Raw genomic sequence first — 26,081 nt, 5'->3', positions numbered from 1 at the left:
CCGACCAGGTAATAACTTATTGTTTTAAATAACCATTTTATTCCTCAAAAATAAAAGGCAAAAAAAAACCTAAGCACTCCAGCCACGAATGGCGGAAGTGCTTAGGTTTTGCCTGTATCAGTAGCAACCCTGAATATATGACTAGCACAATATCACTCAGCGACGGAAATTCCCATCAGCAGATGGTCCCGAAGTAATAAAGTGTGAGCGATTTAACAATCTTTCCTAATAACGGGCAATGGCTACCGCAATGTCCGCCGAGGTTTTCAGCGTGCGTATTTCATTAAACACGACCAGCGCCTCATCATATTCTTTGCGCAAATAACTGAGCCACTGTTTAATTCGCGCAACATGATACAGCCCGGTATCGCCCTGTTTTTCCAGACGCGTATATTTTTTCAGTAGCTCCACGACCTGCGGCCACGGCATGCGCGGTTCATTATATTTGATGACCCGGCTTAAATTTGGCACGTTCAGCGCGCCGCGACCAATCATCAGCGAGTCGCAGCCGGTGACCGCCAGACACTCCTGTGCGCTTTGCCAGTCCCAGATTTCGCCGTTAGCGACAACCGGAATTGACAGCCGCTGGCGGATTTCGCCAATCGCCGCCCAGTTGATCCGCTCCGCTTTATAAGCGTCTTCTTTCGTGCGTCCGTGAACCACGAGCTCCGTCGCGCCGGCCTGCTCTACCGCATCGGCAATTTCGAACTGGCGTGCGCCGCTGTCCCAGCCCAGGCGAATTTTGACCGTCACCGGCAGATGATCCGGTACCGCTTCGCGCATCGCTTTTGCGCCACGATAGATAAGCTCCGGATCTTTAAGCAGCGTCGCCCCGCCGCCGCTGCCGTTCACCAGCTTTGACGGACAGCCGCAGTTCAAGTCGACGCCCCAGGAGCCCAGCTCCACCGCCCGCGCGGCATTTTCCGCCAGCCATTGCGGATATTGCCCCAGCAGCTGCACCCGGACGCGGGTGCCGGAAGGCGTGCGGCTTTGATGATGGAGTTCCGGGCACAGTTTATAGAACGATTTTACCGGCAGCAGCTGATCCACCACCCGCAGAAACTCGGTGATGCAGAGATCGTAATCGTTAACCTCGGTCAGCAGCTCGCGCACCAGCGAATCGAGCACGCCTTCCATCGGCGCCAGTAATACACGCATATTGTTACCCGGAAAAAAAAGAGGCGCTATGGTAGCGCCTCTGTGCGTCGGTTGAAAGATCTCAATGTGGCTCGGCTGCGCTTACCGGTCGAAACGTGTGATAAGGCAGGGATAGCGCCATGCGTATCAGGCTTAATTTGCCGCGCAGCGAACAGCAGGGTTGTGCCGGAGCGGCGGGGCTAAAGCGCGGTCCCCCCGCTCTCCCTGAGCCGTTTTCACTATTATTTATCGCAGGATTTATCAACATGCATTCCGCATGCCCGAAGGTTCCATTACTCTATTCAATCTATGCCTGGAATTCATGATGTGATCGGTAGCACATTTCAAGGTTTAATTGTATGATGAATACGGTTCATCAAGGGTTATTACCATGAGTAAATCGCTGAATATTATCTGGCAGTACCTGCGGGCTTTTGTCCTGATCTATGCTTGTTTATACGCCGGGATTTTTATTGCTTCCCTGCTGCCCATTACCATTCCCGGCAGCATCATCGGCATGCTGATTTTGTTCGTTCTTCTGGCGCTACAGATTATGCCGCCGAAATGGGTCAACCCCGGCTGCAACATCTTGATTCGCTATATGGCGCTGCTGTTTGTGCCCATCGGCGTTGGCGTCATGCAATACTGGGATCTGCTGCGTGCGCAGCTTGGCCCGGTGGCAATCTCCTGCACGATCAGTACATTAGTGGTCTTCCTGGTGGTGAGCTGGAGCTCACATCTGGTTCACGGCGAGCGTAAAGTGGTCGGTCAAACAGAGGACGTCAAAGATGATGCATGAAATCTGGTGGTCCTTGCCGCTGACGCTGATCGTTTTTTTCCTCGCCCGCAAGCTGGCCGCGCGGTTTAAATTTCCGCTGCTAAATCCTCTGCTGGTGGCGATGGTCGTGATCATCCCCTTTTTGTTACTCAGCGGTATCTCCTACGATCGCTATTTTCAGGGCAGTAAAATTCTCAACGATTTACTTCAGCCTGCGGTTGTGGCGCTGGCCTTCCCGTTGTATGAGCAGCTGCACCAGATCCGCGCCCGCTGGAAATCGATCATTACGATCTGTTTTATCGGTAGCGTCGTCGCGATGGTGACCGGCACCACCGTTGCGCTGCTGCTCGGGGCGACACCGCAAATCGCCGCGTCTATTATGCCGAAATCGGTCACCACGCCGATTGCTATGGCGGTCAGCGGGAGCATTGGCGGTATTCCGGCCATCAGCGCGGTGTGCGTTATTTTCGTGGGGATTCTCGGCGCGGTTTTTGGCCACAGCCTGCTTAACCTGATGCGCATTCGCACCAAAGCCTCGCGCGGCCTGTCAATGGGGACCGCATCGCATGCCCTGGGAACCGCCCGCTGCGCGGAGCTGGATTATCAGGAAGGGGCGTTCAGCTCCCTGGCACTGGTGCTGTGCGGGATTATCACGTCGCTGGTGGCCCCCTTTTTGTTCCCGCTGATTCTGGCTATCGTGGGATAAATGTGATTTACATCACATTTATTGGTGCAACATAAACATGTTGCATAAACAATGAGATATTAATCACATATACGGGCTACCCCCGCCCGTACACTAGATTCCCATTACATTGTTATGAGGCAACGCCATGCACCCACGTTTTCAAGCTGCTCTTCCCCTTCTGGCGGCAGACCTGCAAGCGGCCATCGCACCGATGCTGATCGACCCGCACTTCCCGGCTTTGCTGGATGCCGGCCAGGTCGCGACGCTGCGGAACGCAACGGGCCTTGATGAAGACGCGCTGGCCTTTGCGCTGCTGCCGCTCGCGGCGGCCTGTGCGCGCGCCGACCTCTCCCATTTTAACGTTGGCGCCATCGCTCGCGGCATTAGCGGTAGCTGGTATTTTGGCGGCAACATGGAGTTCCTCGGCGCCACGATGCAGCAAACCGTGCACGCCGAGCAAAGCGCCATTAGCCACGCGTGGCTGCGCGGCGAACAGTCGCTGAATGCCATTACCGTCAACTACACCCCCTGCGGTCACTGTCGTCAGTTTATGAATGAGCTGAACAGCAGCCAGGTCCTGCGTATTCATCTGCCGGGTCGCGAAGCGCATTCGCTGCAGCACTATCTGCCGGATGCCTTCGGTCCGAAGGACCTCGAGATTAAAACGCTGCTGATGGATGAACAGGATCATGGTTTCCCGCTGACCGGCGACACTCTGGCGCAGGCGGCTATTCAGGCAGCCAACCGCTGCCATATGCCCTACAGCCACTCACCTTCCGGCGTGGCGCTGGAGTTGAAAGACGGCACCATTTTCGCCGGTAGCTATGCGGAAAACGCGGCGTTTAACCCGACGCTGCCGCCGCTGCAGGGAGCGCTCAACCTGCTGAGCCTCAACGGATATGACTATCCGGATATTCAGCGCGCCATTCTGGCTGAGAAAGCCGATGCGGCGCTGATTCAGTGGGATGCAACCGTCGCAACGCTGAAAGCGTTGGGTTGTCACAATATTGATCGCGTCCTGCTCGGCTAAATGACCCGCCATGCGGGCCCCATCGGCCCGCATTGTTGAAAATCCCCGCAATTAAACGATGGTTTCTTGCTCTTGCCCGGCGGGTAAAGTAGCCTGATAGCTCCATTGTCCACATGAGTCAGGTGAATGTTAAAGCGTGTGTTATACAGCCTGTTAGTCCTGTTCGGCCTGCTGCTGTTGACCGTGCTGGGTCTTGACCGTTGGATGAGCTGGAAAACCGCTCCCTATATCTATGATGAACTCCAGGATCTGCCCTACCGCCAGGTGGGGGTGGTGCTCGGTACCGCCAAGTACTATCGCACCGGAGTGATTAATCAGTATTATCGCTATCGTATTCAGGGGGCGCTGAACGCTTACAATAGCGGCAAGGTGAACTACCTGCTGCTCAGCGGCGATAATGCGCTGCAAAGCTACAACGAACCGATGACCATGCGCCGCGATTTAATCAAAGGCGGCGTCGACCCCGCCGATATCGTGCTCGATTACGCCGGGTTCCGTACCCTCGACTCTATCGTGCGCACCCGCAAGGTTTTCGATACTAACGACTTTATTATCATTACCCAGCGCTTCCACTGCGAACGAGCGCTGTTTATCGCCCTGCATATGGGGATCCAGGCGCAGTGTTACGCCGTACCTTCACCGAAAGATATGTGGAACGTGCGTTTACGCGAGTTTGGCGCCCGGTTTGGCGCGCTGGCAGATTTGTACGTGTTCAAACGCGAACCCCGCTTTTTAGGGCCGCTGATACCGATACCAACTTTGCAGGAAGTGCCTGAGGGAGCGCAGTCCTATCCTGCCGTCACGCCAGAACAGCTGCTGGAACTGCAAAAGAGTAAGTGACGGTCGTTGATGACGGCATGCTTTCCCCCGGCCCGTTCGCCATCCCCTTCTGCAGAATGCCGCCTTGCGCGGTAAGCCGTTTATCGTAGCCTGGTTCAGGTAAACGGTAGTTTGGGCTAAGCGCACTCTACGACATGTCCCCCAACAACCGGACTGAGGCCGCGGCAACAATCTCCCACTTTCGCCCAGGCCGTGATCAAAAGACGAAAAAAAGCCCGCGCCAATGGCGCGGGCAGGATAACAACGGACGATTATTTTTTGCGCGCGTATTTCAACGAATCCAGCGCCACGGCGAAGATAATGATCGCCCCTTTGATGATGTACTGCCAGTAGGGGTTTACGCCGATATAGGTCAGGCCGTAGTTAATAACGGTGAAGATGATCACCCCGGTCACCACACCAAGCACCGTACCCACACCGCCGCTGAACGACACGCCGCCAACGACGCAGGCCGCAATCGCATCCAGCTCATACATAAAGCCGAGGTTGTTGGTGGCCGAACCGATACGCCCGGCCTCCAGCAGACCGCCAAAAGCATAGAACACACCGGACAGGGCATAAATCATCAGCAGGTTCAGCGCCACGTTCACGCCAGAAACCTTCGCTGCTTCCGGGTTACCGCCGATGGCAAAAATATTTTTACCAAAACGGGTTTTATTCCACAGGATCCACACGAAGAACACCGCAATCGCCGCGTAGAACGTAATGTACGACAGGCGGAACGATCCCAGCGCGATAAACCCTTGCGCAAAGTGCGAGAAGTGGCTGTCAAAGCCGGAAATAGGCGATGCGCCGACAAAATCGTAGTACAGGGAGTTGATGCCGTAGACAATGATCATCGTACCGAGGGTGGTGATAAACGGCGTCACGTTCAGATACGCGATAATGATCCCGTTAATCAGCCCGATAACCGCACCGATCGCGCAGACCAGCAGGATCACCAGCGGAATCGGCATGGTCGCCATCTCCGGGAACACCTTGTTGGCATTATCGACCGCCTGGAGCATGGTTGCGGCGATAACCGCCGCCAGCCCGACCTGGCGACCGGCAGAGAGGTCGGTACCCTGGGTCACAATCAGCCCGGCAACGCCGAGCGCGATAATAATACGCACCGAAGACTGAGTCAGGATGTTACTCAAGTTCAGCAAACTTAAGAACGTCGGGTCCTGGAAAATAATAATCGCCAGCAAAACCAAAAGAACAACGTAAATCCCACCGTCTTTCAGGTACGTGAGAAAACTTTTTTTATTTAACGCACTCATGAGAAGCCCCTGCTCTTAAAGATGCAACGACGCAAGACGTAAAATTTCGTTCTGCGTAGTAGTTTTTGTCTCAACAATTCCGGCAACAAGACCGTTGCTCATAACCAGAATACGGTCGGTAATACCCAGCAGCTCCGGCATCTCGGAGGAAATAATGATGATCCCTTTATTTTTCTTCGCCAGCTCAGCAATCAGCTGATAAATTTCGAACTTCGCGCCAACATCAATCCCGCGCGTAGGTTCATCAAGCATCAGAATTTCCGGCTGGGTTAAAAGCCAGCGACCAATAATAACCTTTTGCTGGTTACCACCGGACAACGAACCAATTTGCGTATGCTGGCCGGGGGTTTTCACGCGCATCGAATCAATCACCCACTGGGTATCGCTTTTCATGCGGGAATTGTCCAGCAGACCCACCTTGTTTTTATATTTCTTAATATTGGAGATCAGCGAGTTAAAGCCGATATCCAGATAAGCATATATACCGGTGGAACGGCGTTCTTCGGTGACTAACGCAAAACCATGATTAATTGCTTCATTCGCGCTATGGTTATTGATCTTCTTGCCGTGCAGCGTAATCGTGCCGCCTGATTTTTCGCGGATCCCGAAAAGTGTTTCGACAATATCGGTACGCTTCGCTCCCACCAGCCCGGCGATACCGAGGATCTCTCCTTTTCGCAGATCGAAGGAGACATCGCGAATCGATGGCTGACGCAGCGAGGTCAGGTTGCGCACTTCCAGAATGGTTTCACCCGGCGTATTGTGCTTCTCCGGGAAGCGCTGGGTTAACGAGCGCCCCACCATCATGGCGATGATCTTATCCATATCCAGGCCTTCCAGCGGCTGGGTGGCAATCCACTGACCATCACGCAAAATCGTTATTTCATCGCACAGCTGAAAGATCTCTTCCATCTTGTGAGAAATATAGACAATACCGCAGCCGCGTTCTTTCAGCTTACGGATAATCTTAAACAGGTGATTAACTTCTTTCTCCGTCAGTGATGACGTAGGCTCATCCATAATGACAATTTTCGCGTCATAAGAAAATGCCTTGGCGATTTCAATCATCTGCATCTGCGATACTGATAACGTGCCGACGCGGGCGCGCGGATCGATATCAATATCCAGTTCATCAAATATCCCCTTGGTATCACGATACATTTTTTCCTGATCGACAAACACGCCTTTAGTGGGATAACGCCCCAGCCACATGTTGTCCATCACCGAACGTTGCAATACCAGGTTTAACTCCTGGTGAACCATAGAAATACCGTTTTCCAACGCTTCTTTCGCTGAATGGAAATCGATCTCTTTTCCCTGAAAAAGAATACTACCGGAATCTTTTTGATAGATTCCAAAAAGGCATTTTAATAATGTCGACTTACCCGCACCGTTCTCTCCCATTAATGCATGAATAGAATGAGGACGGACTTTCAGATTGACATTATCGAGTGCCTTGACGCCAGGAAACGATTTGTTGATATTGCTCATTTCCAACAAGAATTCGCCTGACCGTTCGCTATTATTGCTGACCATAGTTATACCTGGCTGCGTTCATGCACACCCCTACCGACGCATACGCGTCGCCATCGGGGTCGGGTTCTGTATCAGGAATAATCGGGCGCGAATATCCGGAGTATTTCAGGTTGCCGCCGCCTTCGCTTTTCGGCAACCCGACCTGTTCCGGGAGAGCTCACGCCCGTAACTCAATAATTATTTACCGATAAACTGGCTCAGATTGTCTTTATCTACGCCAACATAAGGTACGCGGACGATCTTATTCTCAATCTTCCAGTTAGTACCCGCTGCCGCTTCTTTACCATCGGCCAGGTTTTTCGCCAGATCGAAGGTAGCCTTCGCCTGGTTGTTAGCATCGTTCAGCACCGTACCGGCCATCGCGCCAGATTTTACCAGCGCCAGCGCTTCAGGCAGGGCATCGACGCCGAATACCGGAATGCTGCTCTTATTGTGGGCCTTCAGCGCTTCAACCGCGCCCATTGCCATCGCATCGTTGTTGGCGATAACCACTTCAATTTTGTTAGCGTTCGGACCAGACAGCCAGGCATCCATCTTATCTTTCGCCTGAGCGGTATCCCACATCGCGGTGTCCATCTGCAGCTGCTGAGTCTTCAGACCTTTGTCATTCAGCTCTTTCACCACGTAGGTGGTACGCGCTTCAGCATCCGGGTGGCCCGGCTCGCCTTTCAGCAGGACATACTGAATCTGACCGTCTTTGTTCAGATCCCAGTTCGGATTAGCTTTCCAGTGCTTGGCAATCAGGTCGCCCTGAATAATCCCGGACTCTTTGGAGTCAGTACCGACGTAGAAGGCTTTGTCATAGCTGTCCAGCGCTTTGCGGGACGGCTCTTTGTTAAAGAACACCACCGGTACGTTCTGGCCGCGCGCTTTTTCGATAACGGTGCCAGCCGCTGCCGGGTCCACCAGGTTAATCGCCAGCGCCTTCACCCCTTTTGCCAGCAGGACGTCAATCTGATCGTTCTGTTTGGACTGGTCATTCTGCGAGTCATTCATCAGCAGCTGAACGTCCGGCGCTGATTTGCCGTCTTTCTCAATCGCCTTGCGCACGACCGACATAAAGTTGTCGTCATATTTATAAATGGTTACGCCGATGCGGGTATCCGCTGCGTGTGCCGCGGCGCCAAATAACATGCTAGCCATAACAGCAGACAGGGTTAACACCTTCTTATTCATGGAATCTCCGGTTTTATTATGCAGGGTCGTTGGTGTGAAAATAGCTGGCGGGGACTTGTTACATTAGTGTTACCGCACAACAACATTCACGACTGTAAATTCTGTCTTCCGTGTAGGGTAACGCTCCAGAAATACGACTTAATTAAGCGTTTAGCGCCTTATTCCTACGGTAAAAGTGATTAATCACCGTGACATAGTGGTTCAGACTGGTAAACGAGGCCATCATAATCAGTTGAATGTTAATATACTGTGAATTTACTCACAGATTGAAAGCGGTTACATAAGGCACATCATCAGTTAGTGATCGGCCCCGCAATTTGCCGCGGCATCACCGAATGACGGCGCACCAGCGTTGGCATAAAGCAATGACGCGCTTCATGATCCAGTTTGCCTGCCGCCCCCAGCAGCGCCAGCTCCGTTGCCAGCTTCGCCATTGACATAACAGGATAGCGCACGGTCGTCAGCTGTGGGTCGGTGTAACGAGAAATTGGGATGTCGTCAAAACCGATCAGCGACAAATGCTGCGGTACCGCAATGCCGTTATCTTTGAGCGTCGTCAGCGCCCCGGCCGCCATGCTGTCATTGTAGGCAAAGACCGCGGTCAGGCCTAAATTGCGCCCCAGCAGCTCAACCATAGCCGCTTCTCCGCCCTGCATATCCGGCGTGCCCGAGCCGATCCAGCTGTCTGGCGCGATAATGTTTTGTTCCTGTAACGCCTTAATCCACCCTTCCCGGCGCATATCGTCATCTTCAATGCCATGGTTTGAGGAGAGGTAGCCGATTCGCTGGTGGCCGTGGTTCAGCAGCATCCGTGTGGCCATCAGCGCCCCGCTGACGTTATCCAGCCCCACGCAGCGGTGCGCGTAGCCGGGCACAATGCGGTTAATCAGCACCATCCCCGGGATATGCTCCATGAAGTCGCCAAGCTCTTCATCGCTGAGGGCTTTGGAATGTACGATAAGCGCGGAACAGCGCTGGCGAATCAGTACCTCGATGGCATGACGCTCTTTTTCCGCCTCATGGTAGCTATTGCCGATCAACACATATTTCTGGTGCTGCTGAGCGACCGTATCCACCGCTTTGACCAGCGCGCCGAAAAAGGCATCCGACACATCCATCACCACCACGCCAATGGTGTCGCTGACCTGTGTCGCCAGCGCCTGCGCGTTGGCGTTCGGCCGGTAGCCCAGCTGCGTTACCGCTTTCATTACATTTTCCCGCGTATCCGGGCTCACCAGCGCGCTGTTGTTCAGCACGCGCGAGACGGTCGCCACGGAAACGCCCGCCTGACGGGCGACATCACGAATGGTGATCATGCTTACCGCCCTTAAGAGAATTGCAATACGTCACACCCACCTCCTGTGTTCAGCAAGGTGGCTATTCTGGCAGCGACGTGCTGCACGCTACGTGAGTGATGTCACAAGCCTGGAAACGGTTACATCCGTTTTGTTAATGATTGTGATCGAGATCGTTATCTGGATGTGTTTTTTAGTGATGTCCCCGACGCACGCAGGGTCAACTGACGCCACAGCCATTCCACCGGCCCCTGACGGAAATGGCGTAGCCAAAAGAGAGAGAAGGTCATATTTACCGCCCAGACCGGGACAACGAAAGCCAGCAGCTGCAGGCGGTCAAACTTCATAAACAGGCCAAAACGGTAAAAAATAGTGGTACAGATCAGCGTTTGCAGCAGATAGTTGGTAAGCGCCATCCGCCCGACGCAGGCGATAGCCCCCACCAGCCGCAGCCTGCACAGCTGCGGCCAGAAGCCCCATGCCAGCGAGGCATAGCCTATTGTCTGCAGCGGCGCCCCCAGCTCGCGAGGAGCCTGTAACAGGAACGCACACCAGCGAGGATTCCACCCCAGATGCCACTGGGCAAAAATAGCCGGCAGATTGACGACCATGCCGGCGACAATCAGCAGTGCGCCGGTGCGGCGATAGTGGCTGAGGCTAAACTGCCCTTTTAACCAGCCGCTGCGCATCAGCGCCGCGCCCATCAGCATCATCCCCGCCAGCTGCCAGCCGTACTGCGCCCCCAGCGCCAGCAGGTTATCAGAGAGCATATCGGCACGGTTGCTGACCGCCTCCAGCCCACCGTTCAGCTTCCAGTATTGCTCATACTGTAAATTCGCCGCATCGGGCACCCATGAACGGTTTGGCGCATCGCCAGAAATCACACCGAGCAGCACGAGTACCGCAACACCGATGACGTAGAGCACGACGCCGGTGTTAAACAGCGATTTGATGTGATGCGCATCGCGCACCATGCGCCACGCCACCAGCCCCACTAGCGCATAGGCCAGCAGGATATCGCCATCCCAGAAAAACAGACCGTGGATAAAACCCAGCAGCGCCAGGAGCGTGAGGCGCGACTGGATCCAGCGCTTGCCGCGAGGCAGCAGCATCTGTAATCCGGCGCCAAACAGCAAGGCAAACAGCGTCAGGAATTTGACCTGCGCAAACAGATCGAGAATCGCCCAGGTCCAGGCGTCACTGAGGGAAAGGCTCCCGGACCACGCCGGGTTAAGGTAGGCGGCCTTCGGCAAGCCGAAGGCGCTGATATTGAGAAGCAGGATCCCGAGGATGGCGACGCCGCGCACAAAGTCCAGCGTGACATTTCGCTCCATCTGCCCTGCTCCGTATTTTTAGTTGTGGTGACGTACGGCGCGCAGGAACTCCTGGCGAGTATTCTGACTGGATTTAAACAGGCCGCCCAGTGAGGTCGTCGTCGTGGCGCTGGTGGCATCACGGATACCGCGCGCTTTGACGCAGTAATGCACCGCATCAATGGATACCGCAACGTTGCTGGTGCCCAGCAGCGTCTGCAGCGCCGTTAAAATCTGCTGAGTCAGTCGCTCCTGCACCTGCGGGCGCTGAGAGAAGAACTGCACGATACGGTTGATTTTCGACAGGCCGATGACCGAATCTTTCGGGATATAGGCTACCGTCGCTTTCCCATCAATAGTGACAAAGTGGTGTTCACAGGTGCTGGTCAAGGTAATATCGCGCACGGTTACCATTTCATCGACCTGCATCTTGTTTTCGATAACGGTGATTTTTGGGAACCTGGCATAATCCAGCCCGGAAAAAATCTCATCGACGTACATTTTCGCGATGCGTCGTGGCGTTTCCATCAGGCTGTCATCAGTTAGATCAAGATTCAGCAGTTGCATAATCTCGGTCATGTGTCCGGCAATCAAGCTCTTGCGAGTTTCATTATCAATTTCTTGTACTGGCGGACGCAGCGGCGTCTCCAGCCCACGAGCGACCAGCGCTTCATGAACGAGTATGGCTTCTTTACTCAGTGCTGACATTTAGGTTCTCCTGCAGGTGTGGCGCTCTTTGCTCTTCTGCGGGCAAAGTTTGCATTCATTGTGCGTGAGGTGGCGCACATAATCTAGTAGCCGAAACGATAATTATTGAAATTTGCGTGAGCTATTGATCCCTCGCGACGGGCCCCGCCTGCCGCTGATTAAACTCGCCCTGTCCGCCTTTCACTCAGCCGCTTACCGCTACGCGGTATTGCGCCATTTCCGGCGGGCGGGCATGTTGGCTAAAAGTTGCATTAATGATGCAATATGTTCCTCAAGGGAGGAAGTGAAAGTTGCTCACAGGTAGATGAAATATCTGTATTATGACCTGACACCCGCATTTACCTTCCTGAGGAGCCCTGCATGGAATTGCTTGAAGAGCATCGCTGTTATGAAGGTCGGCAGCAACGCTGGCGGCACGACTCCAGTACCCTGAACTGTGCAATGACGTTCAGTATTTTTTTACCTCCCCTGCGCGATGAGACGCCGCCGCCGGTGCTCTACTGGCTGTCAGGCCTGACCTGCAATGATGAAAACTTCACCACCAAAGCGGGCGCCCAGCGTGTCGCCGCCGAACTCGGCCTTGTGCTGGTGATGCCGGATACCAGCCCTCGCGGCGATGATGTCGCCGACGATACCGGCTGGGATCTGGGCAAAGGCGCAGGTTTTTACCTGAATGCCAGCGAAGCACCGTGGTCTGCGCATTTCCATATGTACGACTACCTGCGTGACGAACTGCCGCAGCTCATCCGTTCGCAGTTTAACGTCAGCGAGCGCTGCGCAATCAGCGGTCACTCGATGGGCGGACACGGCGCGCTGATCATGGTGCTGAAAAACCCGGGCCGTTTTACCAGCGTTTCCGCTTTCGCGCCTATCGTTAACCCTGCGCAGGTTCCCTGGGGGCAAAAAGCCTTCACCGCCTATCTGGGTGCCGATGAGTCGACCTGGCAGGCATGGGACAGCTGCGCATTAATGCAGGCCAGCCAGCCCGATGACGCCATTCCGACGCTGATAGACCAGGGCGATAGCGACACATTCCTCGCGCTGCAGCTGCAGCCGGCGGTGCTGGCGGAGTGCGCGCGGCAGAAAGCGTGGCCGTTAACCCTGCGAATTCAGCCCGGCTACGATCACAGCTACTATTTCATTGCTTCATTTATCGAAGATCATCTGCGTTTTCATGCCCGCTATCTGCAGGCCTGATTTCCTGCCGGTATGCCGCCGCCTCGGTCGCGGCACACCGTTTCCCGCTCGCCCGGCCGCCGTTGCAAGACATGAGTTATTCAACAATCACCGTTTCTTTATTTTTCGACAGCAGTATTTTTATCAGCTCAATATAGGGAACCGGTTTAAAAAAATAATAGCCCTGTAACAGGGTGATATTTTTCCGGTTGAGATAATTCAGCTGTTCTACCGTTTCAACGCCTTCAGCCACAATACGTAATGAGAGCTTGCGCGCCATTTCAAGCACGCAGTCCAGCAACTTCGTCGATTCATCGAGGCCGTTCACCCGACCGACAAAGCTTTTATCGATCTTTATGTAGTCAATTTTCAAATCATGAAGATAAGACAGCCCTGAATACCCGGTACCAAAATCATCCAGCGCAATCGTAAACCCGCGGGCGTGCAGGGTGTTCAAATTAGCGATCAGCTGCTCATCAACGTGTAGCGGTTCACGTTCGGTGACTTCCAGCACCAGCGTTAAATTTGGCTTGTGGAAACCGTCGCGGTATTTCAGACAGTCATCCATAAACTGAGGCGAGCTGATATGTGAAGCGCTGAAGTTGATACCAATATGAAAACCATCGGGCAGTTTGCTGGCGATGTTGTTCATCTGCGCCACCACCTGCGCCATAAGGCTTTGGGTTAAGGGAATAATCAGTCCCGTTCGTTCCGCGAGGGGGATAAATGTTACCGGTGAAATAAGGCCAAGTTGCGGGTGCTTCCATCTGGCCAACACCTCGACGCCATAGATGGCCCCACTGCGACCATTTACCACCGGCTGGTAAAAAGGCACGATCTCCCCGTTCGCAATGGCTTTACGTAAGTTATCCTCGGGGGTCGTGTATTTGTTCGCATACTTCAGCAGGATCCAGGCCAGGATGCATGCCACGAACAGAATAAAGATCAACAAACCAGCCCCTTGATTAATCATTCGTTTAACACTAAAAACCGCCGGCAGATTGTATTCAATATCAAACATAAATTCGGCCGATCGGAAACGGGCGCTGGAACTGCTGGTTAAGTCGGTGTTTCTGACATCACCTGAAGTTCCGATAGCCCGCTCACCCACCACTAAGGCAAATTGCGTATTCTGTATGTTACTGCTTAACGCATCACGAATATGCACATCGCTAATGCTGATGACGGTTTTTCCGAGCGGAAAACGCGTTTGCCAGGCAAGGATCGGCCGATTGTTCACGGTGTTTCTTGCCGGAACCAGCATTAACCGGGAGTCCGACATATCGTTGAAATTCAACAGCAGGACCCGATTTCCCGGCAGTGAAGAACACCAGATTTTATTGTCTTTAATAATCAAAATTGTTCTGAGGTGCGGTTTGAGCGCCGCCTCCGTCCCAAGCTGAAACTGACCTTCCGGCGTGCAGCCCTTGCTCGCCACATCCAGCGCGGTCGTTGTCGCCTGGCGCGCCTCCTCAAGAATGGCGTCGATTCTTTTCGCGGCATGACGTGCGGCATTGGCACTATTGATTCTTGCGGAGTACCACAGCTGCATATTCAAAATAGACACGCCGACGAGGATAAAAAACAGAGCAACGAAAACAGGGAGGATGACATTGCGCATTATTGTTCTCTGCCAATGGAGATGCGATTAATGAATAACCTCGACGTGCTCCCCATCGAGCGCCATGACGCCAGTCATGTTCTCAATCTTTACCCTGCCCTCTGAATGTGTCCCGGACACCCGCGGAAATAAGCGGTGAATTTTACCACTCACCGTCGAATTTCAGTTCTGAACAAACCTGAGGAAGTCATCCATCCTGATAGAGAATGGGAGCGTCTCTCCCTATAGTGTATACGCCATTTCGCGCCGCGCCTGTTTGGGCGATAGCGGCGCCAGTGTATTGAAAAACATCCGCAAAAACAGATAACCGTCGGCATTCAGGTAACACCGACGGCGGCATAAGGTCTGGCCATCATGATGCAAAGTCGGCCAGACGTTTATCCAGGGGCAGACAGACGTTGCCATCTGCCCTCTTTCTGCGTCGATCAGAAGCGGTAGTCCACGGCCATAAAGTAGCGACGGCCTTCTTCGGTATAGCTATAGTCGTCGCGGCTCAGATCTTTATCCCCCACGTTCAGCACGCCTGAACGCAGCTTCACGCTCTTCGTCACCTGCCAGGCCGCACCGATATCAAACATGGTGTAGCCGCCCGGGGTTTTCGAGGTTGCGCTGACAGCGCGCTGCTCGCCGGTATAATTCGCGGTGACGTAGAAGGACCAGTCATCCAGCGGCTTCCAGTCCAGCGTCCCGTTGGCGGTGTGGAACGGCAGCGATTGCAGCGGTTTATCGCCACCGTTGCTGAGATCGCGGCCATCGTTATAGGTGTAGTTCACCGTCAGCTTCCACTCATCGCCGAACGGCACTTTGACTTCGGTTTCCACCCCTTTGATGCGCGCTTTATTGACGTTGAAGTAGCGGAAGACCGGTACGCGTTTACCGTTTACCGTTTTCCAGCCAACAAAGTTCGGGTAGCCCGGCGCTTCGCTGGCGCTGGAGGTTCGCAGGATATCGATCATATCGTCGACGTTATTCTGGAAGGTGGTCACGCTACCTTCTACGCCATCCAGCAGCCCCTCTTCACCGCGGTAGTAGAGGCCAAGTTCGAAGCTTTCGCTGGTTTCCGGCTTCAGGTCCGGGTTACCAATGATGCTGCACGAGCCACGGCAGGAGTTGGTGGTCCAGTCTGGGTTCAGCTGCAACAACGACGGCGCTTTAAAGGCCGTCGCCCAGCCGCCTTTTACGGTGACCGTATCGGTTGCGTTATAGACGAGGTAAGCACGCGGACTCCAGTGATCGCCGTAGGTTTGATGGTCGTCCATACGAATACCGGTGGTCAGGGCCAGCGGTTCGAAAATCCGCCACTCATCCTCAACAAACAGCGCGTACTGGCTGGCAGAGGTGGATTTCCCGCCGCTACTCAGATTGACCGGATCTTTCAGTTTATCGTGGCGCCATTCCCCACCGAAGGTCAGCAGCTGATTAATCATCCCCAGCGGCAGCACGTACTTGCCGTCAACGGCATTGCTTTCAGAGGTGATCGTGCCGTCCTGGCCCGGGTTTTTGTTATCGACTTTTTCGCCATAAAACTTCAGTTCGCTATTACCCACGTCCCAACGGCCGTTATGACTCAGGGAGTAGTTCTGGCGTTCCAGACGGTTGCGGTCGAGGGAGTCGGAATCGCGATCCTGACGATCGAAGCCATAGCCGGCGGTGATGTCCTGGTTATCGGTCGGCGTCCAGGCAAACTCAACGTTGCCATCGCGGCTGGTAAAGCCTTCAATTCGCGGCGTTTCGCCGGCGGCATTGCTGGAGGACTGCGGGTCGTCTTTCGCGCGTTTTGCGAGGTTGCCGTAGGCTTTCATCCCCAGCACGCCGTCAATCAGCGGGCCGCTGGTAAAGAACTGACCGTTGTAAGTATCACCGCGATCGCGATGTTCCTGAACCGTGGTATCGGCGCTCAGGGTCCCGGTCCACTTCTGGCCGACTTTTTTGGTGATGATGTTCACCACGCCGCCGAGGGCATCGGAACCATAGAGGGAGGACATCGGGCCGCGGACTACTTCAATGCGTTCAATGGCATCGACCGGGATCCAGTTTAAATCGAAATCGTTATGGCGGAAGACCGCGTTGCGCGAGTTGACGCGTTTGCCGTCGACCAGAATCAGCGTATAGCTGCTGTCGAGGCCGCGAATGCTGACGCCCTTGCGGTTATCGCCTTCGTTGGTGAGCTGCACGCCAGGCACGTCGCGCAGGACGTCTTTCAGGTTCTGAACCGGGCGGCGCTGCAGATCTTGCTGAGTAATCACGCTGATACTGGCAGGAGCGTCTTTTACGCTCTGTTCAGTCGCCGCGGCGGTGACAACCAGCGTTTCTTCATTCACTTCGGCTACGGCCGGAAACGCCAGCGATACGACGGATGCGCACAATCCCGCCCGGACAAAAGGGTTTAACCTGAACATTCCATATCTCCATGAGGTCTATAACGAATCAAACAAAAGGTGCAATTAACACGTACTGTCGGCGCACCGCTCATTGGCGGTACGCGCGGTCTTTTTTACAGTTGACGTGGCTGGTCGCCCCTTGCTGGTTGTTCACGACCGGCAAGACAGGGAGATTGGCTTCATCCTGATTTTGATGAGGATGATAAAGATAATGATTTTGATTATCAATAAAATTATGAAGAACTGTATCAATTTGTAAGAGATACAGATATAAAAAAACCCTCTTTAAAAGAGGGTTTTACGGGAACGATTAAAACAAGCGTCAGCCTTTAAATCGCTGCGGGAACTTCATTTCGCTATAGCGGACGAAACGGGTACCTTTTGCCAGCTTATAACCAAACCAGATCACCAGGAACAGCGGGATACCGATATAGGTTGCGGCCACGCCCCCCCAGTCGATGGTGTCTTTCAGGAACGCTTCATAGTTCTGGCCGAGCGTGATAATCAGGCACAGTACGAAGGCAAAAATTGGCCCCAGCGGGAAGAACCCTGAACGGTACGGCAGATTGTTCAGATCGTTGCCCTGCAGCACGTAGCCGCGACGGAAACGATAGTGGCTGATGGCGATCCCCAGCCAGGCGATGAAACCGGTCATCCCGGAGGTGTTCAGTAACCACAGGTAAACGGTCTGGTTACCAAACATTGAGCTCAGGAAGCACAGCGCGGCAATCACCGTCGTGGCATACAGCGCATTACGCGGCACGCCGCCACGGGACAGCTTCGAGAAGATGCGCGGGGCTTTGCCATCGCAGGCCAGGGTATAGAGCATACGCGTTGACGCATACATTCCCGAGTTACCCGCCGACAGCACCGCCGTCAGGATAACCGCGTTCATGATTGCCGCCGCAGACAGCAGACCCGCATGCTGGAACACCAGGGTGAACGGGCTGACGGAAATGTCTTTGACGTCATTACGCAGCAGGCTGGGGTCGGTATACGGAATGATCAGACTGATAATCAAAATCGCGAACACATAGAACAGCAGGATACGCCAGAACACCTGCCGTACCGCGCGCGGAATATTCTTTTCCGGATTTTCGGATTCGCCCGCGGCAATCCCAATAAGCTCGGTGCCCTGGAATGAGAAACCAACGATCATTGCGACGCCTATCATCGCGGAGAAACCACCGGCAAACGGCGCGTCATCGATGGCCCAGTTGCTCCAGCCCGCAGGCTGCGCGCCTTTAAAGATACCGACGATCATCATCACGCCGACAACAATAAAGATGATAACGGTGGCCACTTTGATCAGCGAGAACCAGTATTCCGCTTCGCCAAAGCCTTTAACCGAGATCCAGTTCAGCAGGAACATAATACCGAGGAACAGGGCGCTCCAGATCCAACCCGGCGTATCCGGGAACCAGTAACTCATTACCAGCTGAGACGCCACGAGGTCAACGGCGATGGTCACCGCCCAGTTATACCAGTAGTTCCAGCCCAGCGCGAAGCCAAAGCCCTCTTCGACATAATTCTGACCATAGGTCGCAAAGGAACCAGATACCGGCATATACGCCGCCAGTTCGCCCAGGCTGGTCATCAGGAAATAGACCATCAGACCGATCAGAATATAGGAAAGCAGTGCGCCGCCGGGGCCTGCCTGAGAAATAGTTGCACCAGATGCAACGAAAAGACCTGTACCGATGGAACCGCCAATAGCGATCATGGTCAAGTGGCGCGCCTTCAGTTCACGGCGTAGGCCGGGCGCTTCTGTGGTTTTAGTATCCGAAACCATGTGAAAATGCTATCCATCCAAAAAACGAGGCGCGATTGTAGCAGACGATCCGGGTTCTATCCGGTACAAATGCGAAGTTATAAGAGAGCTTCATGATCGACAATGGATTATTAGTAAAGCACTAATCCCCGGAAATGCCAGTCATAATATGCTGATCTCTCACGATAATACCCTTGCTAACCGCCGATAATTTACACCTGACAGTAGTGCAGAAAACGTTGTAATGCCTTGGAAATATGCTTTTGCCGATGGTGAATCCGCCACAGGGTGCGGGTCAGATTAGGCAGCGGGACCGGCAGTTCAACCAGCGATCCCACCTCCAGCTGTTCGGCGATAACCCGCCGGGAGAGACAGCTGATGCCCAGACCGTGACGCACGGCGTGTTTGATGGCTTCCGAATTGCCGAGCTCCATGCCCAGATGAAACGCCGGCAGGTGCGACAGCAGCAGGTAGTCAACGATTTCGCGGGTGCCGGAGCCATGTTCACGCAGGATCCATGGCGCTTCCGCCAGCCGTTGCAGCGTCACCTCCCCTTCGAGCAGCGGCGAATCCGGCGCGGCGAACACCACGAGTTCATCTTCCAGCCATGGCTCGGCGATAATGTCTGCCGCATGACACGGCCCTTCGATAAGCCCGATATCCACCCGCAGATCGGCTACCGCATTAATCACGTCCTGGCTATTACCCACGCTCAGCTCCAGCGGCAGGTCGGGAAAATCACGGCGATAGTGGGCGATAATTTCCGGCAGGATATAGTTGCCGATAGTGCTGCTGGCATACACCCGGATCGCGCCATTATCGCCGCGAAACAGCTGTTCAATCTCCAGCGCGCGCTCCAGTAATGCCAGCGCCCGCGGGTAGAGAAGCCGGCCATGTTCGTTCACTACCAGCCGCTTGCCGACGCGGTCAAACAGCTGCACGCCCAGCTGCCCTTCCAGATCGGTCAGCGCCGCGCTGACCGCTGATTGTGAAAGCGCCAGCATCTGCGACGCCTGGGTCGTTGACCCGCTCTTAAGCACCTCAGCAAACACTTCCAGCTGCCGTAGCGTGATATGCATAACTCATCCTGCCTTCATTTGTATGCAGCGTGATTCTCCGACAACCCGCCGATCGTGGGAATGCCACCCAAAACGCGAAAATCTTCGCATATCCCCTGAATAATTCGAGTTGCAGGACAAAACGGTTAACCGTTTTGTCCTGCGCTGGCGCTGGCCCCAAAGCAGCGTCATACGGCCAGAGAGCGAGTCCCAGGCGCTTACTGGGGCAAGTGCGCGCAGCCAAGGCTGCATGCAGCTTGAAGTATGCCGGGTATACCACTTATTTCGATTGATTATAAATATATAATCAATTTTATATTTAAACCAGCACGTCGTAATCTTTACACAGACAAAGGAGAAGGTTATGACAGCACTCACTTTACCGACTAAACATCGCACCCTATGGCATTTTATCCCGGGACTTGCGCTGACCGCCGTTCTGACCGGCGCTGCGCTTTGGGCTGGTAGCTTTTCCGCTATCGCCGGCGCCGGCTTCAGCGCACTGACGCTGGCCATCTTATTCGGTATGGTCATCGGTAACACGCTTTACCCTAAGCTCTGGCAATCCTGCGATGGCGGCGTGATCTTTGCCAAACAGCATCTGTTACGACTCGGCATTATTTTATACGGGTTTCGCCTGACGTTCGCCCAAATCGCCGATGTCGGCGTCAGCGGTATCGCTATTGACGTGCTGACGCTGACCAGCACCTTTTTTATCGCCTGTTACCTCGGGCAGAAGGTCTTCGGCCTCGACAAACATACCAGCTGGCTGATTGGCGCCGGTAGCAGCATCTGCGGCGCCGCCGCGATTCTGGCTACCGAACCGGTCGTCAAGGCGGAAGCCAGTAAAGTGACCGTCGCGGTGGCTACGGTGGTGATTTTTGGTACCCTGGCTATCTTCCTCTATCCGGCGATGTACCCGATGCTGGCGCACTGGTTCACCCCGGAAGCCTATGGCATCTATATGGGCTCCACGATGCATGAGGTGGCGCAGGTGGTGGCCGCAGGACATGCTATCAGCCCGGATGCAGAAAACGCCGCGGTGATTGCGAAAATGCTGCGCGTGATGATGCTGGCTCCGTTCCTGCTGTTTATGGCCGCTCGCGTCAAACAGCTGGCGCCAGAAGGCCAGGGAGAAAAAAGCAAAATCACCATTCCGTGGTTTGCCATCCTGTTCATTCTGGTGGCGGTGTTTAACTCTTTCCACCTGCTGCCAAAACCGGTCGTCGACATGCTGGTGACGCTCGATACCGTCCTGCTGGCGATGGCGATGGCCGCGCTGGGGCTGACCACTCACGTCAGCGCGCTGAAAAAAGCCGGTGCTAAACCGCTGCTGATGGCCCTGGTCCTGTTCGTCTGGCTGATCGTCGGCGGCGGCGCCATCAACCTGGTGATTCACAGCCTGATGGCCTAACCCGCTCGTGTGAACGCCCGCATTCGTTGATGTAACTCTGCAGTTAAGCCGCTATCATTACTCTCCACCCAGCGGCTTAACTGGAGCTTTTTTATGAAATACATTGGAGCGCACGTCAGCGCCTCCGGCGGACTGGCCAATGCAGCCATTCGCGCCGCGGAAATCGACGCCACCGCCTTCGCGCTGTTTACCAAGAACCAGCGGCAATGGCGAGCTGCCCCACTCAGCGACGAAACGATTGCTGAATTCAAAGCCGCCTGCGAAAAATACCGCTTTGGTCCTGGACAAATCCTGCCGCACGACAGCTACCTGATTAACCTCGGCCACCCGGTTGAGGAGGCGCTGGAAAAATCGCGCGATGCCTTTATTGATGAACTGAGCCGCTGCCAGCAGCTCGGACTGACGCTGCTCAATTTCCATCCCGGCAGCCACCTGCAGCAAATACCGGAAGACGAGTGCCTGGCGCGTATTGCCGAGTCCATTAATATTGCGCTGGCTAAAACCGAAGGCGTGACCGCAGTCATTGAAAATACCGCCGGCCAGGGCAGCAACCTCGGCTTTCAGTTTGAACACCTGGCCGCCATTATTGACGGCGTGGAGGACAAATCCCGCGTCGGCGTTTGTATTGATACCTGCCACGCCTTTGCCGCCGGTTATGACCTGCGTAGCGCAGAAGCGTGTGAGAAAACCTTCGCCGACTTCGAACGCATTGTCGGTTTCCGCTATCTGCGCGGCATGCACCTCAACGATGCCAAAAGCGCCTTCGGCAGCCGCGTTGACCGCCACCACAGCCTGGGCGAAGGCAATATCGGCCACGACGCTTTCCGCTGGATCATGCAGGACAGCCGCTTCGATGGTATCCCGCTGATTCTGGAAACCATTAACCCGGATATCTGGGCCGAAGAGATTGCCTGGCTGCGGGCGCAGCAAACGGAAGAGGCCTCGGCCTGACGCCGGCCGGCCGGGTGAAACGTACTGAGATGTAGATACGTAGAATAGAAAAGGGCCGAATATTCGGCCCTTTTGTTGCGTTAAGACGCTCTATTGCGGAGGATAATTCAGGCCGCTTTTTCTGCGATCTGTCCTTCCGGACGTTTCAGCACCGCGTAGGAGAGACCGGCCACCAGGGTACCGGCAACAATCGCCAGCAGATAACCTACCACCGGTGTAATCGCGCCAGGAATCAGCAGCACGAACAGACCGCCGTGCGGCGCCATCAGTTTCGCTCCGATAGCCATAGAGATAGCACCGGTCACCGCGCCGCCTACGATACAGCATGGCAGGACGCGCATCGGGTCACGGGCAGCAAACGGAATCGCCCCTTCGGAGATAAAGCACAGACCCAGAACCAGCGCCGCTTTCCCCCCTTCCCGTTGGCCTTTATCAAACTTATGGCGGGCAACCAGCGTGGCGATACCCATTGCCAGCGGTGGCACCATACCGGCCGCCATAATCGCCGCCATCGGTGCGTAGGTTTGGGTACTCAGCAGACCGACGCCGAAGGCATAAGCTGCTTTGTTCACCGGGCCCCCCATGTCGGTACACATCATCGCGCCGAGAATTGCGCCCAACAGTACGGCGTTCGCCGTTCCCATCGTTTGCAGCCAGTGGGTCAGCCCTGCCAGAATACCGGCAACAGGTTTACCAATCAGATAGATCATGGCCAGGCCGACGATCAGGCTGGAGACCAGCGGAATGATCAGAATCGGTTTCAGCGCTTCCATGCTCGGCGGCAGCTTCAATTTGGTGCTGATCAGTTTAGCAACGTAACCGGCAAGGAAACCGGCGATAATCCCGCCGATAAAGCCGGAACCGCCGCTGACGGCCAGCATCCCGCCGATAAGACCCGGCGTCAGGCCCGGACGGTCGGCAATGGAGAAGGCGATAAAGCCTGCCAGTACCGGAACCATCAACGCAAAGGCTGAACCACCGCCAATCTGCATCAGCGCGGCGGCCAGGGTATCTTTCACTTCAAAGGCTTTGATACCAAAGGCAAAGGAGAGCGCGATACACAGACCGCCGGCAACGACCATCGGCAGCATATAAGAGACGCCGGTCAACAGGTGACGATAGGCACCGCCGCCCTCTTTCTTCGCCGCATCAGCCTGCTGGCCGCTCTGACCGGATGGCTGGTACGGTTTCGCTTCAACCACGGCTTTATCCAGCTCCTGGGCGGTTTTCTTCAGCGCCAGACCGGTGGTAGTGCGATACATCGGTTTACCGGCAAATTTTGCCAGGTCGACTTCAATATCGGCAGCCACAATCACCAAATCCGCCTGCGCGACCTCTTCCGGCGTGATGGCGTTACCTGCGCCGACCGAGCCGCGAGTTTCCACCTTCACCCACCAGCCGCGTTTTTTGGCTTCGGTTTCAATGGCTTCTGCCGCCATAAAGGTATGAGCAACGCCGGTAGGGCAAGCGGTGATCGCCACGATGCGTTTTGCACCACCGGTCGAGGCCGGCAGTGCCGCAGCGGCCGGAGCAGCGTACGGCGTGGCATGGCTTTTCGCTTCGCTCAGGAACAGCTCCGGATGCGCCACGGCGCGATTAATATCGCCGAGGAACACCTGTTTACCGCTCAGCGCGCTATCCGCCGGCAGAGCGGCGCCAAGAACGATCGCCAGTTCAGCGTCGTTCGGATTATCTGTCAGTTCAAGATGCGCTTTATGCGCTGCGGTACCCAGCAGGGTTTTCGCCATATAGGCGCGCGCCTGTCCAAGTCCGGCATCAATAATCAGCAGCGTTTTCATTATGCCTCTCCTGCTGTCAATTAAAGGGTTTTAAGTCGACACGCGCCATCATGGCGGCCAACTGGGTACGATCGGTAATACCTACATTGCTCTGGCTAACCGCCAGCGCGGCGACGGCAGTGGCCAGACGCAGCGTATGCTCGCTGGATTCACGCATCAGCAGGCCGTAGATCAGGCCGCCAACCATCGAATCCCCGGCACCGACGGTGCTGACCACTTCTACTGAAGGCGGTTTCGCAATCCATTCGCCCGAGGCGTTAACCCACAGCGCACCTTCTTCGCCCAGCGAGATAACCACGTGGGCAATTCCCTGCTCGCGCAGCGCATGCGCCGCATCAATCACGTCTTTCATTTCCGGCAGTTTACGGCCCGCCCAAATCTCCAGCTCGCGCCGGTTTGGCTTCACCAGCCACGGAGCGGCTTTCAGACCGGCGACCAGCGCTTCACGGCTGCTATCAAAGATAATGCACGGACACTGGCTACGCAGGCGAACCATCCAGTCAGTGAAGGCTTCCGGGCTAACGCCGGACGGCAGGCTGCCGCTGACGCACACCATGTCGAACTGGCCCAGCCAGCTCAGGGAGTCATTCACAAAGCGTTCCCAGTCGGCCGGGGTCACTTCAAAACCGGAGAAGTTAAAATCGGTCACTTCACCATCTTTTTCCGTCAGCTTGACGTTGATACGCGTCCGCCCCTGCACCACCTGGAAGCGGTTGGCAATCCCCAGCTCGCTGAACAGCTGCTGAAAACCATCCTGGTTATCTTTCCCCAGGAAACCGCCAACGGTGACGTCAATGCCGAGATCTTTCAGCACCTTCGCCACGTTGATACCTTTCCCGGCGGCATGCAGACCGGTGGTCCGCACAAGGTTGACCTCCCCGCGTTCAATTTCCGGTGTGAAACCCACCAGGTCATACGCCGGGTTTAATGTAATCGTTGCTACACGTCTGCTCATTTATGCGCCCTCCCCAAGGCCTGCGGCGATCGCTTCGCCAATCGCATCCAGCGCTTGTTGCGCATCTTCACCCTGCGCGGTAAAGCGCAGACGGTGACCTTTCTTCACGCCCAGCGCCACGACTTTCATCAGGCTGCGGCCATTTGCCGGCTTGCCGGATCCGTCCAGGTTGGTGACGGTAATGTCGCTGGAAAATTGTTTAATGGTGTTCACCAGCATCGTGCCCGGACGGGCATGCAGCCCGTGCTCATTGCGCACCACATACTCGGCGCTCAGCACGTCGTCGGCGATAGCCTCGTCGCTGGTCAGCAGCGCCAGCAACGTCGCGCCATCAGACTTCAGCAGACGGTCAGCTTTTTTATCAATGAGCAGATTGCTCAGGCGATTCAGTACCGCGGTAGGCTGTTCATCTGCCATCGCGACGGTAATCAGCAGCGAGACCGGCTGCTCATCGGCGGTAAATGTACTGGCGGCACGGCTGACCGCAATCGCGCTGCGCAGGTTGCCTTCCGCGCTGTCGTTCAGCCAGATGCCCTGCCCAAGGTTCAGCGGCTTATCATTGATGGTGCGGCTGACGAAGGAGGCGTCAACGGCGCCAGCCTCTTTCAGACGTGCAGCGTTCAGCGCCTGTAAGGTCATCAGGTCGCTGGCAGCGATATCCAGGCTCAGCGTGTCATTATCCAGTTTCAGCGCTTCGCTCTGCTTTTCACCCATCAACAGGGCCCGCAGCTCTTCCGCCGTGGTTGCTGATTTAAGTTGTTCAGCGACTGAATCATCGCTCAGGACGTGGGTCAGCTGACGCAGAAGCCCCAGATGTTCATCCGAGCTGGCGGCGATGCCGATGGCCACGTACGCGGTCTGCCCTTCTCCCCAGGTCACGCCCTGCGGAAACTGATAGACCTGAACGCCGGTTTTCAGCACCTGGTCACGCGTGTCGGTAGTCCCGTGCGGGATGGCAATGCCGTTGCCAAGGAATGTGGAGGTTTGCTGCTCGCGAGCCAGCATCCCGTTAACGTAGCCTTCCGCCACGTTGCCCGCGCTAACCAGCGCGGCGGCAACCTGACGAATCGCCTCTTCTTTATTACCGGCCTGCTGGCCGGGATGAATATCCTGCACAGATAACTGGAACATGGTTCTCCTCTCCTGCTGTATTGAATCGTTTCAGCTATTTTGCGAAAAAAGGCGTCATCTT

General features: G+C 55.1%; 21 protein-coding genes. 7 read left to right on the top strand and 14 right to left on the bottom strand.

What is annotated here, in order from left to right:
• Positions 1–225: 225 nt before the first annotated feature.
• Positions 226–1,158: a tRNA dihydrouridine(16) synthase DusC gene (gene dusC / locus GRPL_RS13690; RefSeq protein WP_032686710.1), complete on the bottom strand. Its 933-nt coding sequence runs from the start codon at positions 1,156–1,158 to the stop codon at positions 226–228.
• Positions 1,159–1,528: 370 nt separating this feature from the next.
• On the opposite strand from dusC, the gene GRPL_RS13695 reads away from it, so the two are divergent.
• From GRPL_RS13695 to sanA, 4 genes are all read left to right on the top strand, one after another.
• Positions 1,529–1,936, top strand: a complete 408-nt coding sequence (locus tag GRPL_RS13695; protein ID WP_004864758.1) for a CidA/LrgA family protein — start codon at positions 1,529–1,531, stop codon at positions 1,934–1,936.
• On the top strand, positions 1,926–2,621 hold the full coding sequence (locus tag GRPL_RS13700; protein ID WP_004864760.1) for a CidB/LrgB family autolysis modulator: 696 nt from the start codon (positions 1,926–1,928) through the stop codon (positions 2,619–2,621). The genes GRPL_RS13695 and GRPL_RS13700 overlap by 11 nt, the downstream gene beginning before the upstream one ends.
• Positions 2,622–2,748: 127 nt before the next feature.
• Positions 2,749–3,633, top strand: coding sequence for a cytidine deaminase (gene cdd, locus GRPL_RS13705; protein WP_032686709.1), 885 nt, complete (start codon positions 2,749–2,751; stop codon positions 3,631–3,633).
• Positions 3,634–3,759: 126 nt separating this feature from the next.
• On the top strand, positions 3,760–4,473 hold the full coding sequence (sanA, locus tag GRPL_RS13710) for an outer membrane permeability protein SanA (RefSeq protein WP_004864763.1): 714 nt from the start codon (positions 3,760–3,762) through the stop codon (positions 4,471–4,473).
• A 251-nt stretch (positions 4,474–4,724) separates the two neighbouring features.
• Here the strand turns inward: sanA and mglC are convergent, their stop codons facing one another.
• The 6 genes from mglC to folE all read right to left on the bottom strand — a co-directional run bounded on the left by mglC (position 4,725) and on the right by folE (position 11,763).
• A complete protein-coding gene (mglC, locus tag GRPL_RS13715) occupies positions 4,725–5,735 on the bottom strand; it encodes a galactose/methyl galactoside ABC transporter permease MglC (protein ID WP_004864765.1) in 1,011 nt (336 codons plus the stop codon).
• Positions 5,736–5,750: 15 nt separating this feature from the next.
• Entirely contained in the window at positions 5,751–7,271 is a 1,521-nt protein-coding gene (gene mglA, locus GRPL_RS13720; protein WP_004864767.1) for a galactose/methyl galactoside ABC transporter ATP-binding protein MglA, read from the bottom strand.
• 177 nt (positions 7,272–7,448) lie between these two features.
• Positions 7,449–8,447 (bottom strand): galactose/glucose ABC transporter substrate-binding protein MglB, encoded by a 999-nt coding sequence (gene mglB, locus GRPL_RS13725; protein ID WP_004864769.1) that lies wholly within the window; start codon positions 8,445–8,447, stop codon positions 7,449–7,451.
• 293 nt (positions 8,448–8,740) lie between these two features.
• On the bottom strand, positions 8,741–9,763 hold the full coding sequence (gene galS / locus GRPL_RS13730) for an HTH-type transcriptional regulator GalS (protein ID WP_032686708.1): 1,023 nt from the start codon (positions 9,761–9,763) through the stop codon (positions 8,741–8,743).
• Between the two features lie 155 nt (positions 9,764–9,918).
• Positions 9,919–11,076: a DUF418 domain-containing protein YeiB gene (yeiB, locus tag GRPL_RS13735; protein ID WP_032686707.1), complete on the bottom strand. Its 1,158-nt coding sequence runs from the start codon at positions 11,074–11,076 to the stop codon at positions 9,919–9,921.
• A gap of 18 nt (positions 11,077–11,094) precedes the next feature.
• Entirely contained in the window at positions 11,095–11,763 is a 669-nt protein-coding gene (folE, locus tag GRPL_RS13740) for a GTP cyclohydrolase I FolE (RefSeq protein ID WP_004864775.1), read from the bottom strand.
• Positions 11,764–12,123: 360 nt separating this feature from the next.
• Here folE and fghA point away from each other — a divergent pair, with 360 nt between their 5' ends.
• On the top strand, positions 12,124–12,960 hold the full coding sequence (fghA, locus tag GRPL_RS13745) for an S-formylglutathione hydrolase (RefSeq protein ID WP_032699115.1): 837 nt from the start codon (positions 12,124–12,126) through the stop codon (positions 12,958–12,960).
• Positions 12,961–13,036: 76 nt separating this feature from the next.
• Here fghA and GRPL_RS13750 read toward each other — a convergent pair whose 3' ends face one another.
• The 4 genes from GRPL_RS13750 to yieE all read right to left on the bottom strand — a co-directional run bounded on the left by GRPL_RS13750 (position 13,037) and on the right by yieE (position 19,791).
• Entirely contained in the window at positions 13,037–14,560 is a 1,524-nt protein-coding gene (locus tag GRPL_RS13750) for an EAL domain-containing protein (RefSeq protein ID WP_032699113.1), read from the bottom strand.
• Between the two features lie 425 nt (positions 14,561–14,985).
• Entirely contained in the window at positions 14,986–16,959 is a 1,974-nt protein-coding gene (gene cirA / locus GRPL_RS13755; protein WP_032699112.1) for a catecholate siderophore receptor CirA, read from the bottom strand.
• A 304-nt stretch (positions 16,960–17,263) separates the two neighbouring features.
• On the bottom strand, positions 17,264–18,733 hold the full coding sequence (locus GRPL_RS13760; protein WP_032686702.1) for an amino acid permease: 1,470 nt from the start codon (positions 18,731–18,733) through the stop codon (positions 17,264–17,266).
• Between the two features lie 191 nt (positions 18,734–18,924).
• Positions 18,925–19,791 carry a DNA-binding transcriptional regulator YeiE gene (gene yieE / locus GRPL_RS13765; RefSeq protein ID WP_032686701.1) on the bottom strand — a complete coding sequence of 289 codons (867 nt, stop codon included), beginning with the start codon at positions 19,789–19,791 and terminating at the stop codon, positions 18,925–18,927.
• 343 nt (positions 19,792–20,134) lie between these two features.
• Between yieE and GRPL_RS13770 the strand changes: the two genes are divergently transcribed.
• Entirely contained in the window at positions 20,135–21,184 is a 1,050-nt protein-coding gene (locus tag GRPL_RS13770; RefSeq protein ID WP_032695440.1) for a YeiH family protein, read from the top strand.
• A 93-nt stretch (positions 21,185–21,277) separates the two neighbouring features.
• Positions 21,278–22,135 (top strand): deoxyribonuclease IV, encoded by an 858-nt coding sequence (nfo, locus tag GRPL_RS13775; RefSeq protein ID WP_004864792.1) that lies wholly within the window; start codon positions 21,278–21,280, stop codon positions 22,133–22,135.
• Positions 22,136–22,242: 107 nt separating this feature from the next.
• Here the strand turns inward: nfo and fruA are convergent, their stop codons facing one another.
• Genes fruA through fruB form a run of 3 tightly spaced genes read right to left on the bottom strand, consistent with a single transcriptional unit; the run spans position 22,243 to position 26,020 of the window.
• Positions 22,243–23,934, bottom strand: a complete 1,692-nt coding sequence (fruA, locus tag GRPL_RS13780) for a PTS fructose transporter subunit IIBC (RefSeq protein ID WP_032699110.1) — start codon at positions 23,932–23,934, stop codon at positions 22,243–22,245.
• A 16-nt stretch (positions 23,935–23,950) separates the two neighbouring features.
• On the bottom strand, positions 23,951–24,889 hold the full coding sequence (gene fruK, locus GRPL_RS13785) for a 1-phosphofructokinase (RefSeq protein WP_004864796.1): 939 nt from the start codon (positions 24,887–24,889) through the stop codon (positions 23,951–23,953).
• Complete coding sequence (fruB, locus tag GRPL_RS13790; protein ID WP_015583837.1) at positions 24,890–26,020, bottom strand: fused PTS fructose transporter subunit IIA/HPr protein; 1,131 nt, start codon at positions 26,018–26,020, stop codon at positions 24,890–24,892.
• Positions 26,021–26,081: the final 61 nt, after the last annotated feature.

Source organism: Klebsiella planticola ATCC 33531 (assembly GCF_000735435.1).
GTDB classification, from domain to species: Bacteria; Pseudomonadota; Gammaproteobacteria; order Enterobacterales; family Enterobacteriaceae; genus Klebsiella; species Klebsiella planticola.
The sequence above is the reverse complement of the archived record's forward strand: the minus strand, read 5'-3'. Positions and strand labels throughout refer to the sequence as shown.